Source organism: Paraburkholderia ginsengiterrae (genome assembly GCF_001645125.1).
In the GTDB taxonomy this organism is placed as follows: Bacteria; Pseudomonadota; Gammaproteobacteria; order Burkholderiales; family Burkholderiaceae; genus Paraburkholderia; species Paraburkholderia ginsengiterrae.
In genome coordinates this window covers 44,479-59,165 of record NZ_LXKA01000335.1, presented here as the reverse complement: position 1 = coordinate 59,165, position 14,687 = coordinate 44,479, and the positions used below count along the sequence as shown (strand labels likewise).

Sequence of the window (14,687 nt, the reverse complement as noted above, 5' to 3'; positions counted from 1 at the left end):
GCGGTAACCAACCCGCGGATATCAGTGTGACCCACCGTCGAGACGTACTGCTACGTCGCCCTCAGGAAATTCAGATGCACCAAAACCGAGAACCGATCGCGATTGACACGGAAAGTCATATCAGTCCCCTCGGCCCAAGCGGACGCTGGCTTGAGCGCGTGTATAAGACTGCTATTTAATACAGACCGGCCGCTTGATGGGAGCCAAGACGAAGGGGCCGCTATGTGCCTTGACGAGCGCGTATTTGCGTACCTTATCGTTCTTTGAGTCAAGAGAATCTCAACTTCCACTTTCGAGGCCCGCCGTCGCCGGAAAAACCAAGGCTGTCGGTAGTCGATCGGCGTGAACGGTTGTTCGCCCTCAGTTCCAAGACATGAAGCTCATCATGGTCTTTTTCCAGCACCACTGCTCACGACATGGCTGAGGCCTTGCGACATTTCCACAGGCGTTACTTCAGATATAACTGAGGCAACGTGCAGCCCATAAACGCGCGGCCATCGAACGGGGTGCACATGGTTTTTTCAAATACGCTGCCCGAGTATCTGTCTCCTCAACTCGGGTCATCGATTCCTAGGATGTGATCGCGGCATCCCGACAGCGTTATATCTACTTTGCGAAGCAACATCGACGCGAAACGGCGCTCCTTAGTGAATTTATAGCTTTTCGTTCAATGGTCCTGATTCATGCTTTCTCCGCTTGGAGCAGAACTGAGTCGACGTCTTCCCACTCCGCAAAACGGATGCTTCGATCGGGTGTCCATGCGTAATGCATGAGGGGGCAGCTCTTTTCCGTATTGTTCGTCAGCAGCGCGAAGGTCGACAACAGAAAGCCCGCCAAGCACGCTGCCTTGGTAAAATATCCTCGCGGGGAACATACTACATTGCCGACTGAAGCGGCGGTCCGACTGGCATCGCAACCGGGGAAGAATGGGCATGGCTGCATCTCCAACAGCTAACGAAATCACAGTGCGGCAGGTGCTCGAGAAATTCGAGGCTGAATTCACTTCGGTCGCAGACGCAGTCGAAAACGGCGAGTTTGCCCTCTGGGTTGGTTCCGGAATTTCACGCCAGGCTCCCAATCTCGGTGATCTCATCGAGCGGGCATTCAACTACCTCCGCCAGAGAGCAATCGACCCCGCAACTAGCGCTGCCTATCTGCCGGCGCTTGAGGAAGCACTTCGGCTTGCAGAGGTCGAACCCGCGCGCGTTGAAGTCTGGTACCCAGAGCCGCTATCAGCATGGCCGGAGCGGCGCGCGATCATTGATCGTTTATGGAACAAATATTCCCGGGTGCTGGACATCCGCATCGCAGGAACGGACGCCGACTTTGTTCTGTGGGAGGCGATTGATATCAGACAGGCTTTTGCGCATCCCGCGCCACCTGCGGCAGAACATCTGTGCATCGCAATGCTGATCCTCGAGGGTGCGGTAAAAGAGATTGCGTCAGCAAATTGGGACGGTTTCATTGAAGCGGCCGTTGACCGGTTGAGCAGTGGTGTGCAAGGAGTCGTGCAGGTCGTCGTCGACCCGGATCAACTGCGAGGTCCTGCAGGCCGGGCGCAACTACTGAAGTTTCATGGTTGCATCGTGCACGCTTCGCGCGAGCCATTGATTTTTCGGCGTTTTCTGACCGGGAGTCATACCCAGATCATAGACTGGCCAGAGAATGCTGAATTCGCGGCGATGCGCAACGCGGTTGTCGGAGTGGCGACTGCCCGCAAGACGCTGGTACTTGGCCTATCGATCCAGGACAACAATCTTCAGACACTCTTTGCGCGGGCAAAAGCGGCGCATGCTTGGCCATGGCCGTGTGCGCCTGCAGCCCCGGCGCATATTTTCTGCGAGGACACTATTCAGCAAGGGCAGCGTGACGTACTGCGCGTCGCCTACGGCGAGGCATACAACAAGGATCCCGGCGTTGTTCACGCGGCCACGTTGCTGCGCGCCTGGGGCGAGAAAGTGCTGATCGCACTTGTGCTGCGCCTTCTCGGCGACAAGCTCAACCGATTGATGAGGCTTGCCCTAACTGGCTTGGGAAAGGAAGCAATTGCGGACACGCTTGAGCTTTCGCTAAAAGCATTGCGAGACGACATTTCTGACCTCGCGGTCCCCTCTCCCGGAGGGGCAAATCGGACCGCGTTCGTCAATCATGGCATCGCGCTGTGGTCGCGCATGCTCTCACTATTCCGCGGTGGTACGCCACCTGCCGATCCACACGGCTACGAGACGCTGAGCAATTCGACGCTCAATCTTCTGACGGCCGACCAGAATGCCGTTGCCATGGGGCTGGGACGCCTGGGAGTTGCGTTGTCGCTGCTCCAGTGTGGCCGTACATCTGGCCTCTGGCAGTTGAGTCAACCGGTGTCTGACGCATTGACGTCCGGCGTGATCACGGCTCGCGCGCTTCGTCCGGACGCAGTTGATCGCCAACTCTTCGTCGTAAGGTCGGCTTCGGAAGCGATTGCGCTCCAGAGCAGAGGCGCTTTCGCCAACGACACTACGGTCGTCCTTCACGCGGATGATGTCTGGCATCAGATGGCGGGAAGCGGCGCAAGCGCGCGCCGCGTAAGCACGCCGCCCGGACGGACAGGGCGGGTCGGCGAGACTCATGTTAGTCTCGGTGCGTTACTGGCTCGCTGCGGTGATGCCGCGACGCTGCAGCAGGAATTTTTCACGGAGATGATGCTGTGAACGGCTCGCCACTCGTACAAGCCGTCCAGGAACGGCTCCGCCATGGGGGCTACAGTGATCTGGTTACGCCCTTGAAGGTTGCGGGTGTGGAGTTCTCATTTACCGGCGCAATGCGTGGGCGAGGCGGCAGAGCGCTCGATCTGGTGCTCCTAGTCGACACCACGACGGGAGACTTTGGTGATCGGGACGGTACGCGCGTCCGACACCGGGTGGAAGCGTTGAGCCGCGCGCTCGATATTGCGCGCTCACGCTACGTGGTAACGGTTATCCTCGCAGGCGCCGTGCTAGCCGAAGGTGTTGAAGCGTTGTCTGAGACCTGTCGCGTATTGCAGGTTGACAGTGCATCGCTCGACGATAATGGCAAGCTAGCGAACGAGGCGGCGAAACATCAGCTTGACGATCGTATTCGCGTACTTTTGCCATTGACGCTTCCTGCTCCACTCACAGGAGTGCAGGAAGGTGGCGGCCCATCGATGGAACAGCTCGTTCGCGCGCTTCCGGACGGGACAGACAAGGCTCTTGTCGATGCGGTGATCGTCGCATCAACGGCCGGTGAGAATGCCGTGACGGATGCTGCGGCTCAGATGATCAATGGCGCGTTCAAGTCCGAATCTGGCGAGGAACAACAGTGATGAGTGATCTTCTGCTCAAGGGCCTGGACATCAACAATTTTCGCAGCATTCGTGGGCAGATACATGCGCCGCTCGATGCCAAGGTCGTGCTGGTCCATGGCGAGAACGGTGCAGGTAAGACAAGCTTGCTATCTGCGGTCGAGTTGGCATTAACCGGGCGGGTCCAGTCGCTAGAACGCGCCGACCCAGGTTACGGCAAGCAACTGCTTCATCGTTCAGCGACGGAGGGTAGCGTCCTGCTGCGCACGCGCGGGGAAACCTCGGAGTACAGCTTCGAGGCTGTATTGAACGCCGCCGGTGCACAATCGATCACCGCATTCGACAATCAACGAGCCTCCTTCTTTCGGGAACGCGCGTTTTTGCCACAGTCTCTACTTGGTCAGTTACTGCAGATCTATCAGGATGCAGGCAACGACGCAGCATCACCGTTAGCGCAGTTCGTGGCCAACCTGCTCGGGCTCGATCAGCTCGACGCACTTGAAGCTGGACTGAAGCCGCTGGCGGATGTGCGCAACGTTCGCAAGAATGTGGATGGTTGGCAAGCGGCAGAAAATGAAAGGTCGCGCCTTGATCAGCTGCTATCAGATAAGCGGAAGACGTGTGACGGACTGAATGAGCAAATTCGGGTTGCGTTCGGCGATCTTTCGACGCTTTGTACGGCACTGGGCATTTCCACAACATTGACGGAGGAGGCGCTGAGTGAGGTCTCCTCGGCCTTTGCCGATGGCAAGGACGCGGAAGCGTTTGCTCGGCTGACAGATCAGCAGCGAAGACTGGCCTCAATTCAACGTGAAATCGATGCCGCGCAAAGTGCGATCAAGTCCCAGGCTGCAACGCCAACAGGCGCAGACGAATCCAGAAGGGCTTTTGAAAAGTGGGAGTCTGAATATGGAGAGCGGGTTAGCACACTTCGTGAGCGCGTCGAAGCGCTGCTACCCGATGTTTCACTTCCCAGCGAGCCCGAACAGTTCGCAGAAGCGGCGATTGTCCGCCTTGGTGCTGAGCAGAAGTTGCTTTCGGAGCGCACACTGCAGGCGCGGGCCGACATTTCCCGGCACGCAGTAGCTCAGGATGAGCGTAATGTCGCGCTGCGCCAGCGCAGCACAATCGACGAAGAAGTCGCCCGTCTGTCGAGCAATGCGGGTAGTCTGGGCTCGGCACTGGCTGAACTGACAGCCTTTATCTTGGACGAGACTTGTCCGGTCTGCGATCGAAACTTTAGCGAAGTGAGCAATATTCCGCTCAGTGCTCACGTCCACGACAAGGTTCGGACATTGTCGTCATCGGCAGAGCGGTTGCTTATCCTTGGTCGCACCCGTAGCGAAGCGCAGATTACGGTCGAGCGGCTAAACCGGGAAATTGAAGCGATTGCTGCGCGCAGGCTCGACGAGCAAGCACTGGCGGAACTCGACCGACGACTCGCCGCTGTTGGAACACTGAACGATGAACTCGGGAGAAATATTGACGCACTCCGCGAAGGCGGTCGATTGCGTGCAGCGGACGTTTCTGCGCGGCGCGCAGTGAGCGCGGCGCAGGCACACCACGTGTCGCTAGCGGCCGCGCGCGACACATTGAGCGAGTTCGCACTTTCAATTGCCGCTCCTGCACTTGAGGACGGTGAGTCCTTCGAGGCGGCCGCTGCGCGGCTGACGACGCTTCTCTCGTCCGAGGCAGCGCGTCTCGAGGAACGGCTTTCACTTCGGCGTAGGGGCGCGGACCATATCGCTGCCGTTCGTTCGGCAGTCGTACGCCGTAAGGACCTGGAACAGGGAATCGCAGCTGACTCTAAGGCGAAGCAGCACGCCGAGCATGCCCTCGCAAGGGCGCAGACTCTTCGTGAACAGGGTAATGTGATCAGAGCCGCTGTTGACAAGGTTCGGTCTGCCATCATCCGGCGTGAATTCAACGACCGGCTCAACCGGGTGTGGCGAGACCTGTTCGTGCGTTTGGCACCGGCTGAGCCTTTCGTGCCCGCATTTCGGATCCCGGAATCGTCTACGCAGAGGCTCCAGCCCAAACTCATAACGGAGCATCGGGACGGTGGGGATGCCGGCGGAACGCCAGGGGCGATGCTGAGCGCCGGAAATCTGAATACTGCGGCACTCACCCTGTTCATCGCACTGCACTTATCGGTGCCACGGGAACTACCTTGGCTAATTCTGGATGATCCCGTGCAGTCGATGGATGACGTTCACATCGCCCAGTTCGCGGCGTTGTTAAGGACTCTATCGAAGGAACACGGCCGCCAGGTCATGATTGCAGTCCATGATCGCCAGCTGTTCGAGTATTTGAAACTTGAGCTTAGCCCGGCCTTCCCAGAAGACAGTCTGCTCACGCTTGAGTTGTCTCGAGGTCCACGCAGGGACAGTGTTTGTATCTCGACACGGTTCTCGTTCAGGCAAGAAACGGCTGTTCTTGCCGCCGCATGATGCGGTCCGGTAGCGACGATGTCACTTTCAAGAGTAATGACGTCGCCTCAGCTACCGCATGCGAGCTGGCAGCAAATTGGATCGATGACACAGATGTGACGGCGTGCAAGACCGCGAGGGGGCAGTTCCCCTACTGAAGGACACCAACTTCTCGCTTGAGCGTAGAGGGCGGCGAACCGAACCGTTTGTCGCAGTGATTAAAATGAAATGGAGCTCGCTTGGCTAATATCACCGCTCTCGATCTTGAGAACGCATTAACTGGCGATCCGGAGACACTCGATATTCATCTCTCGCTCGTGGAACGAGATGTGACCATTGACGGACATCTGGTCAAGATCCATTGCCATTGTCTATCGGTCGATGCGAACGGCCGAGTTCAACCACGCAGGCTTGCGGAATTCATGCGCAACGCTGTAGTGGACTACGCGATACCTCGTTCAAAGCTCGCCCAAGCAAAGGCGCGGGATCAAAAGTACAACAGTACCGAGGCTGTCACGGAGCTGGTTGAACGTGCGAAGCGTTCATTCACAGATCTGGCGAAAACCGGAGAGGGTGGCGAGATGTTGTTGTTTTTGTTGGCCGAACGATTCTTGAAACTACCCCAGATTCTTTGCAAGATGGATCTGAAGACCGACACACGTATGCATTATCAGGGCGCGGACGGCGTATATGCGGGTGTGACGCCAGAAGGTACGCTGAAGCTTTTTTGGGGTGAATCGAAAGTTTATGATGAGGCGGCCGCGGCGATCCGTGACTGTTTGAGCTCCCTTGCCCCATTTTTAATTGAGCCTGAACATGAGGACGCGGAACGCGAGCGCGATCTACTACTTCTGAGCGACAAGGCTGACCTCAGCAATCCTGATATTACGAATGCGCTGCGCAAGTATTTTGATAAGTCATCACCGATGTCGAAGCGGGTTAAGTATTGCGGCGTGGCTCTGGTTGGATTTGACGCTCCGTTTTATCCGAAGGAGGGCGTGAGTGCAGTCGCGGATGAGATTGTCAACGCGTCTCGCGCAGCGCTGGCTGGCTGGCGGAAAAACATTGGGAAGCGCTTGAAGATCGAGAAGCTCGATCAGGTCGAAATCGAGATTTTCTGCGTCCCTTTGCCATCAGCCGATGGATTTCGGGAAGCGTTCCTGAAAACGATGGGGATCACAGAATAATGAGCCTGGCTGACCTTAATTCATGGCTTTTGAAAGAAGGTGTACGACCCGATCTTGACACCATCACGCGCCTCACGGTGCGTGGCGAACTAGACAATTTGGTTCTTGACGACGCCAATGAGGACGTCACCGCAATTGACTGGCCTCGATTGCTTTTCGCCGGCAGTATTCTGGCTCGTTCTGAACAGAGGCTCGATCAGGAGGCTGCTCTTCGGATCGCGACCGCTGCCGTTTCGCTCACAGACGATCAAGCAATAAAAGACACTGGCGCCGTTCTTCTAGGGAAGCTTTCTAATTTTCGAGCCATTACGCTAGCGATCAAACGAGAGCTCTTGGCGTCCGGGCTAGATGAGCGGCTCGGCATCGCGCTCCGCATAGAGTCGGATCGGCGGCAAATGGATCGATCGGTCCTAGTCGAGTCTAGTGGCGCGTGGTTGCAGGTAAACGACTTCCAACAACGCTTTTGGAACTATGCGAAAGGCAAAAGCTGGCTCTCGGCGTCTGCACCGACGGCCTCCGGCAAGACATTTCTAGTGCTCCAATGGCTTATCGACCAAGCGATCGCAGGTGATACCCGAGTCGTCGTCTATCTCGCCCCGACCCGTGCATTGGTCTCCGAGATCGAGACGAGCTTGAACGAATTGCTTGCTGGTGTCGAGGGCGTCGTAGTGTCATCACTGCCGTTGGCAGGAAAATATAAAGCCGCTCGCGCAGGAAATACCCGTGTAATTCTTGTATTCACGCAAGAGCGCCTTCACCTTCTCACCAACGTGCTCAATGAGGAGTTTATTGTCGACTTACTAGTAGTGGATGAAGCACACAAGATTGGGGATAGTCAGCGCGGCGTGGTCCTCCAAGACGCCGTCGAACGCGTCACCCGATGCAACATAAAGCTGAAGGCGGTCTTCATCAGCCCTGCGACGCAAAACCCAGGGGAGCTTCTCACGGATGCACCAGAAGGTGTCGATACTGTAACCGTCGACAGCGACTCTTCGACGGTGCTTCAGAACTTGTTGGTCGCGGTGCAAGTGCCGCGAAAATCTAAATTGTGGAAGCTTAGTCTTCGACAGCCGGACTCCTCGCTTTCGATCGGGACTCTCCAACTCCCTAGCAAGCCGGATGGCATAAAGAAGCGACTCGCTTTCATCGCCGCAGCTATTGGGGAACGAGGTGGCACGCTCGTATACACAAATGGCGCGGGCGAGGCAGAGGAAGTCGCTGATCTGATCAGTCAGCTTTTGCCTGCATCCGCGCCGGTCGATCCAGAACTCACACATCTCTCTGAGCTTGCACGAAAGGGGGTGCATCATGAGTTCCGACTGGCTCCGCTCGTTGAGCAAGGGGTCGCGTTTCATTACGGAAACATGCCGTCGTTACTCCGAATGGAAATTGAGCGACTCTTTCGGTCCGGAAAGATCCGTTTCCTCGTGTGCACCTCGACCCTGATTGAGGGGGTGAACTTGTCATGCCGCACAATCGTGGTTCGTGGGCCGCGAAAGGGCAAGGGTCATCCGATGGAGCCTCACGATTTCTGGAACTTGGCAGGTCGCGCGGGTCGATGGGGAGATGAGTTCCAAGGAAACATCGTCTGTATAGATCCTGAGGACCCGCAGGCGTGGCCTCAAGGCGTGCCCAATCGTGCGCGGTATCCGATTAAGCGCGAAACCGACGCCGTGCTGGAGCTCGGAGACGGTATGGCCGATTATCTGAAGAGACGCGGTTCATCCGATTTGACTAGCATGAGCGATGCCGATCAGTTTGAGCGGGTCGGCGCCTATCTATTGACTACTTACATGCGCCTCGGGTCGGTGTCAGTTGCTAGTCTCGCGAAGCGCCACAATGACATAACGATCAAGAAGCTTGACGATGCACTTGGTGCCTTAACCCCAGAGATCGAAATCGATGTGGCACTAGCCGCACGGCATCCTGGCGTGAGCGCAATCGGCCTTCAACGGCTGCTTGATTTTTTTCGTGCATATGCTGGTGATGTCGAAAACTTGCTACCGGCAGAAGTGGCAAGCAATGACAGCTACGACCGGTTCATCACTATCATGAACCGGATCAATGAGCAGCTATTCCCCGCTTTTGTACCGGAGTCACGCTTACGGCTTTACGCGCTGATCGTTGTGAAGTGGCTAAGCGGTTACTCTCTCGCCAGAACGATTCAGGACAGCATAGAATGGCATCGTGAAAACAATCGCCCATTCAAACTGCCTGAATTGATTCGCGGGACGATGGAACTTGTGGAGCAGATCGCGCGATTTAAAGCGCCGAAATACCTTTCGGCTTACATGGATGTGCTACATGTGCATCTTCGGCAGATCAACCGCGAAGATCTGATTGAAAATGAATTAGATATCGGAACCCAGCTTGAATTCGGCGTTTCCTCGAAAACTCTCCTTTCGCTCATGGAGCTCGGCCTTTCCCGGATGAGCGCAGTGGCTTTATATGAGAAGATTGCGCGCGATGACCTCAGTACAGACGGCTGCACGGCGTGGATCGTCGAGCGGGCAAATCGGCTGCGAGATATGGACATCCCGGCGATCATCGTGCGCGAGGTACGAGAACGTCTCAAGCTGCCTGACGAGGCCGCTAAATAACGATTCTCTCGATATTTGAGGAATGCATGCCAGCGAAGCCCATAACACTTGGTCCGATGTCCTTTGCGAAGAAGGGGGACGCCGCCGCGTTTTTGAAGGCGATGCTCAATCGCTATGACGTGGGTGACCGTGTTAGTGCAGCAGACTCGGTCATTCTGCGAGCCGTGGTAGAACGCCACCCCAACGCCGTCGAGAAGATTGGGAGCGGCATTGCCAATTTCAGCGTCCGTAGCGCAGATTTTGGTAGTAAATGTTTTTGGGTGAATCGAACCGACGGGAGCACGGAAAAATTTTCGATCTCAAGCATTTATGGAGGCTGAGTTAGTGCTGGCATGTCAGGCGTAGAAGAATTCGCTTACTGTCGCCGAAAAATCCACTCGAAGAAGTTCCCTCGGCTTCGGACTCGGCGATTTCATCGTAAGGGCGGAACAGCCGCAGAAAGCCGATGCGATTCAGCAAGACCTCGCGACGATGCTCAGCTAGGGAAGCGTCAGTGCGATGGATTCTCGCAACGCGGTCTATCCGATGACGGTCGCGTGCCCGCCACAGTGCCGGCGAGAGCGCCGCCTTATGGCACGAGTGTAGCGATCGGCAATCTCGTGACTACCCGTTGCCAGTGAGCCAGATTGCGTCCAACAATCCCGCTGGTCAGTTGAGTCGAAGCGCGCGGTGGCCCGATGGTGGCGCCACATTAACCAGCGCCGATACGTGAATGTCGGAAACGAGGCGTAGAGCAGCCTCGTCATCGTCGACTTCTGAGCGTCTGCAAAGGCCGACGATTTGTCATACCCGGTGCCCAAAAGAGCTGCCGTTGACGTTATGCGTGCTTGAAGGGCGGTTCAGGGTGGATCAGCTATGTTGGCGTATTTGACGCGCTCGAGCGGCCGGGCCATTAGGACAGTCCTGAGCACGTCGCATCAACGCGGCTGGCGAGCATTTGCGAGGTTTTGAGAGTGACAACGAACACTGAAGAGCTGGTAGTGGCGCTGAATGCAGCGCTGGTAGACTAGAATCAACGACTCTATTCAGCGATATCGGCAGGCATCGCCCGGTTACGTCAAGCTGAAAAATCGATTCAACCTTGCGCTGCGACCGGCCAACAGACCGCGGACTGCCGTCGCCACGCAGGGAGCAGGCTTGATCGTCAGTGTCATTCTTTGCTCGTCTTCGATTGTTCGGGCTGCGGGTCATGTCCGTGTTGCGTCGGCGCCCTCGTGCACGCATCCGGAGGCGTCACGGAAGTCACGTCGTTGCAGCAGCACGCATAGACCGGAAACCCGTATGAATTCGTGCGGATTATGGTCGTTGGTCCGTGCAACTGACACACCGCGTTCGCGTTCATGTCGCCTCCCGAAACTCATGGTCAATCGCTTATATCGTACACGCTGCGCGTCAATTCGGTATGGGCCAAGGACCAATGTGCCGCTGAGATGCAGCCAAATCGGCGCGCCAGCGCTATCTGCATCTAAGCCGTCCGCCGCATCGACAGGCCAGCCAAGTTTTTCCGAGACGGCGACTCGTGTGCTTGGGCTTGGGCTATCAGCTTTTGGCCCAGATTCAGGGGGGGCACGTGCGAGTGATCAACATCGAGTTTAGCCCTCCGCGTGACCGTGTAGGCGCAACGGAGCCCGGTCGGAAAACTCGATTGGTTGTCGAAAACAAAGACTGACGACCCACTCGCTTTGCCGAGGTTTCAGAATCCCGCAAAAGCTCACCGTTCGGAAGGGTCTTACGAGATTGAAATGCAACTAACGGTCTGACGCAATTACGTACGCTGCAACGTCAAATCCGGCTTTCCAGACTACGCGGCGCGGCAATCTGGCTTACTTATCTCAGAAAGGCCGGCCGCCTACTAGGCCCCGAGAAGGACTCGTCCGCATGCAAAGAACCGGCCCTTTTCAAGGCGTAAGTTTGTCCCCAGCATCGAACGCCAAGCTCGATGGTCACGGCAGCGTACGGAGCTGTCGCCGATCGGGTTATGAAATCGTTTGCGTTCCGTGTCGGCGGAACAGTTTTGTGAACAATACGCAGTGGAGGACCTGTTCTCTCGCTAATATCGGCGCTTCGCCGAGCCCGACATTACCGGAAAAAGTTCATGCAGACCAGCCTTAGAGCAATATACTTAGGTAAGCTAACGATTTGACATAAAAGAAATTAGCAACATTTGAACGGTCGTGCGTTTTTATGTGTTTATCAGACGCACGTCCACACGACGGTCAGCGTCAGCCAACGGTCAGTTACCGGGTCAGGAAGTCGTCGACGGTCAGCCGCAGCGGCGCGTCCGGCCGCGCAAGCAACTTTCTTTGTGCGACCGCGACGATGCGGTTGCGGCCGTTTTCAAATGTCTTGAGTGTGCGTGCCGCGTCGGCGTCGGGCGGCAGCCAGAAGTGTTCTTCGAGCGCGGCACGCGCGACCGCCCCTTCGACGTCGCGGCCGCGGGCCGACAGCATGAAAACCACGGCGCGTCCGTCCGGCGAGACGGCGGGCGCGCGATCAAGAACTTCCATGACACACCTCGACTATATCGTTCGCGGTCTTTGTATTTGTACTGCGCCGCGTAGCGATAAATTTACCAGAAGTCACAAGCCCGTCGATCACCAATGAAGTAACGGTCCGGCACGCCGCCGCCGCTCGTGGTTGCTTATCAACGTAACGCATTACCTGGATCTTCATCGCCCTGGACCCAGGTTGCCAAGCGGGTTTTTGTTCCCCGGCATGGGCGCTTGAAACCGACAATAGACAAGTGGGCTGCAAAAAACAGCGCACGATTTGAACTAAAACTTTCACGAAAAGTGATCACTTTAATTATGTCAAATCGAGGCGTGAGTCAGGTATCTATATCAAGACCGGCAGGCGCGCGAGCCATTCGACTTTCACGGTGAAGCACACCCACTCGCCGGCCCAGACCCGGACGAAGTTATGGATCAGGCCGCTCACGCCGCGTGGACTGGCCCACGGCGATCGAGTACCAGTTGCCGGGTCCCGTGATGGAACCGATAAACGTCGGATACATGCCTAGCATGTCTAAGTCTTCTCCCCGTATCTATTCTGTGTTCCGGCGGTCCAACGGTGACCGTCGCCACTCAGTTCGTTGTCGCGCTTGCCGGAGAATGGACCTCGAAGACCGCAATCGCGTGCCGCTGGGCGACGACCTGCTCCCCCAGCGAGAACGCCGCTTGCGCTGCCTGCTCGACGACGGCGGCATTGTGGCGGATCACCTGATCCATGCGGCTCACCGCCTCGTTGACCTGCCCGATCCCGCTGCGCTGCGTTTCCGAATTTTCGAAGATGCTGTCGTTGATTTCGACCACGCGCTGGATCGCAAGCCGCACGTCCCCCATGGCATGCGCCACCCGGTCGGCATGTGCGGAGCCACCCGAAATGGACTCCACCGAGTCGCGCACCAGCACCTTGATTTCCTTCGCCGCGCTGGCCGCCCGCTGTGCGAGGCAGCGCACCTCTCCGGCGACGACGGCAAACCCGCGGCCGTGCTCGCCAGCACGCGCGGCCTCGACGGCGGCATTCAGCGCGAGGATATTGGTCTGAAACGCTATCCCCTCGATCAGGGCTGTGATTTCCACGATTTTCGCCGAGCTGGCGGAAATTACGCCCATCGTGCCGCGCATCTGCTCGACGGCCGCCACGCTCGTATCGGCCGCGAGCGACGTCGCATTGGCAAACTCCGCGGCCTGGCGAACGTGATCCGCATTGCGTTGAACCGACAGGATCAGCTCGCTCAGGCTCGCCGCAGTCTCTTCGAGCGACTCGGCCTGTCGCCTTGCGCCGGAGGACAAATCCGCGCTGCCTTCGGCTATCTGGATCGATGCGTACTGGATCGCATCACTCGATCCCTTGATCGTATGCACCGTCCCTGCGAGGTGCCGGTCCATCGTTTGCAGCGCATCGAGCAACTGGGCGAACTCTCCATGCAGGCTCATGCCCTCGGCGTTGCCCAAACGGCCTTCGGCGATTTGCCGTGCAACGTCGAGCGCAGCCTTAAGCGGCGTCGTAATCGCCCAAAGCAGCCAGGCCGAAGCAGCCGTGGCTACGACAATGCCAAGTCCGATTGCACCTAGCACGGTCCATCGCAACGCATCGAACGTCGCGTTGCCGCCCTCCGCCAATTGCCGCGCCTGCATGGCGCTCAGTGCAACGTCGCGGCCGATTGCGTCGGACAATGCATCGCCGGTTTCCGTCAGCTCGTCAATCGAATAGGCCGCCATGTCCTGATTGCCGGAACGAAGCACCGCGACGATATCGTCCGATTGCGTCCGGAAGGCGGCCAATACCATCACTACCCGGTCGGCCAATCGGCGCTCATCCGCCGTCGCGATCTTCGCGGGATAGTAGTCGTGCCAGGCCGCATCGAGCTTCTTTTGCTCTTTGCCGATATCGGCCACGAGTTCCTCGGCCTTGTCCTGTTCATGCAGCGCCTGGATGTAGCGCATCTGCAGACGGATCTTGAGCGCCGCCGCCTGCATCGAGGCGAGATCCTCGATCGGCACGGTACTCGCCGAGTACATGCTGCCCATATCGGTGCTGAGCCTCGCCAGACCGCGAAGGCCCATCATGCCGATCGCCACCATCAGCGCGACGCAGACACCAAGCGTCAGCATGACCTTGAACCGGATCGTCCCCGCAAAAGCTCCCATACAGCCAGCCCTCTTATATTTGGATGACGAAATATAATGTCTTATCGGCTGGCCGCTTGCTACCACCGGTCACCCACTGATGCTTCAGAGATCGTCGACACGCGCCATTGCTTCAGGCTTTCTTGTTATACGCGCTGCACCAGCCCTTGCCTGCGACCTGCTTTCCCCCGAACATCGGGCAAGGCGCGAACGCGTCGCCTGGCTTGCCCTGATAGAACGTGCAGTTGCCGCAAACCTGGCCAACGGCATACTTCGCGTATTCGCCTTGTCAACTTTGGTTGCATCGGATTTGTAGCCGAGTGCCTGCGCCGTAGCGTCGGTGTCGGACACTTTCGGAGAATCGGCGAATGCAAGACGCGTGAGCGCCAGACTCGAAGCCACACCGGCGGTCGTGATCATAAAAGTACGGCGGGACTTTTTCATATAAGTAATCCTTTTTGTGGGATTGGCGTGCCGGTAAGGCACAGTAATATCAAATACGAATGGCTTATGAAGGAACCGTAGTTGTCGAGCGCGTC

At 57.3% G+C, this 14,687-nt stretch carries 8 protein-coding genes and 1 pseudogene; 6 read left to right on the top strand and 3 right to left on the bottom strand.

Features of this window, described 5'->3' with window-relative positions:
* Nucleotides 1-932: 932 nt before the first annotated feature.
* From A6V37_RS26265 to A6V37_RS26240, 6 genes are all read left to right on the top strand, one after another.
* Nucleotides 933-2,690, top strand: a complete 1,758-nt coding sequence (locus A6V37_RS26265; RefSeq protein ID WP_165614456.1) for an SIR2 family protein — start codon at nt 933-935, stop codon at nt 2,688-2,690.
* Nucleotides 2,687-3,322: a hypothetical protein gene (locus A6V37_RS26260; RefSeq protein ID WP_064269547.1), complete on the top strand. Its 636-nt coding sequence runs from the start codon at nt 2,687-2,689 to the stop codon at nt 3,320-3,322. The genes A6V37_RS26265 and A6V37_RS26260 overlap by 4 nt, the downstream gene beginning before the upstream one ends.
* Nucleotides 3,322-5,751, top strand: a complete 2,430-nt coding sequence (locus A6V37_RS26255) for an AAA family ATPase (protein WP_064269546.1) — start codon at nt 3,322-3,324, stop codon at nt 5,749-5,751. Before A6V37_RS26260 ends, A6V37_RS26255 begins: the two co-directional genes overlap by 1 nt.
* Before the next feature lie 218 nt (nt 5,752-5,969).
* Nucleotides 5,970-6,917 (top strand): HamA C-terminal domain-containing protein, encoded by a 948-nt coding sequence (locus A6V37_RS26250; RefSeq protein ID WP_064269545.1) that lies wholly within the window; start codon nt 5,970-5,972, stop codon nt 6,915-6,917.
* Nucleotides 6,917-9,517, top strand: coding sequence for a DEAD/DEAH box helicase (locus A6V37_RS26245; protein WP_064286464.1), 2,601 nt, complete (start codon nt 6,917-6,919; stop codon nt 9,515-9,517). The genes A6V37_RS26250 and A6V37_RS26245 overlap by 1 nt, the downstream gene beginning before the upstream one ends.
* 26 nt (nt 9,518-9,543) lie before the next feature.
* On the top strand, nt 9,544-9,837 hold the full coding sequence (locus A6V37_RS26240; RefSeq protein ID WP_064269543.1) for a DCL family protein: 294 nt from the start codon (nt 9,544-9,546) through the stop codon (nt 9,835-9,837).
* 1,917 nt (nt 9,838-11,754) lie between these two features.
* Here A6V37_RS26240 and A6V37_RS26235 read toward each other — a convergent pair.
* The 3 genes and pseudogenes from A6V37_RS26235 to A6V37_RS39485 all read right to left on the bottom strand — a co-directional run bounded on the left by A6V37_RS26235 (nt 11,755) and on the right by A6V37_RS39485 (nt 14,592).
* On the bottom strand, nt 11,755-12,024 hold the full coding sequence (locus tag A6V37_RS26235) for a DUF1488 family protein (protein ID WP_064269542.1): 270 nt from the start codon (nt 12,022-12,024) through the stop codon (nt 11,755-11,757).
* A gap of 576 nt (nt 12,025-12,600) precedes the next feature.
* On the bottom strand, nt 12,601-14,169 hold the full coding sequence (locus tag A6V37_RS26230; RefSeq protein WP_064269541.1) for a methyl-accepting chemotaxis protein: 1,569 nt from the start codon (nt 14,167-14,169) through the stop codon (nt 12,601-12,603).
* A 112-nt stretch (nt 14,170-14,281) separates the two neighbouring features.
* Nucleotides 14,282-14,592 (bottom strand): annotated as a pseudogene (locus tag A6V37_RS39485) (high-potential iron-sulfur protein).
* Nucleotides 14,593-14,687: the final 95 nt, after the last annotated feature.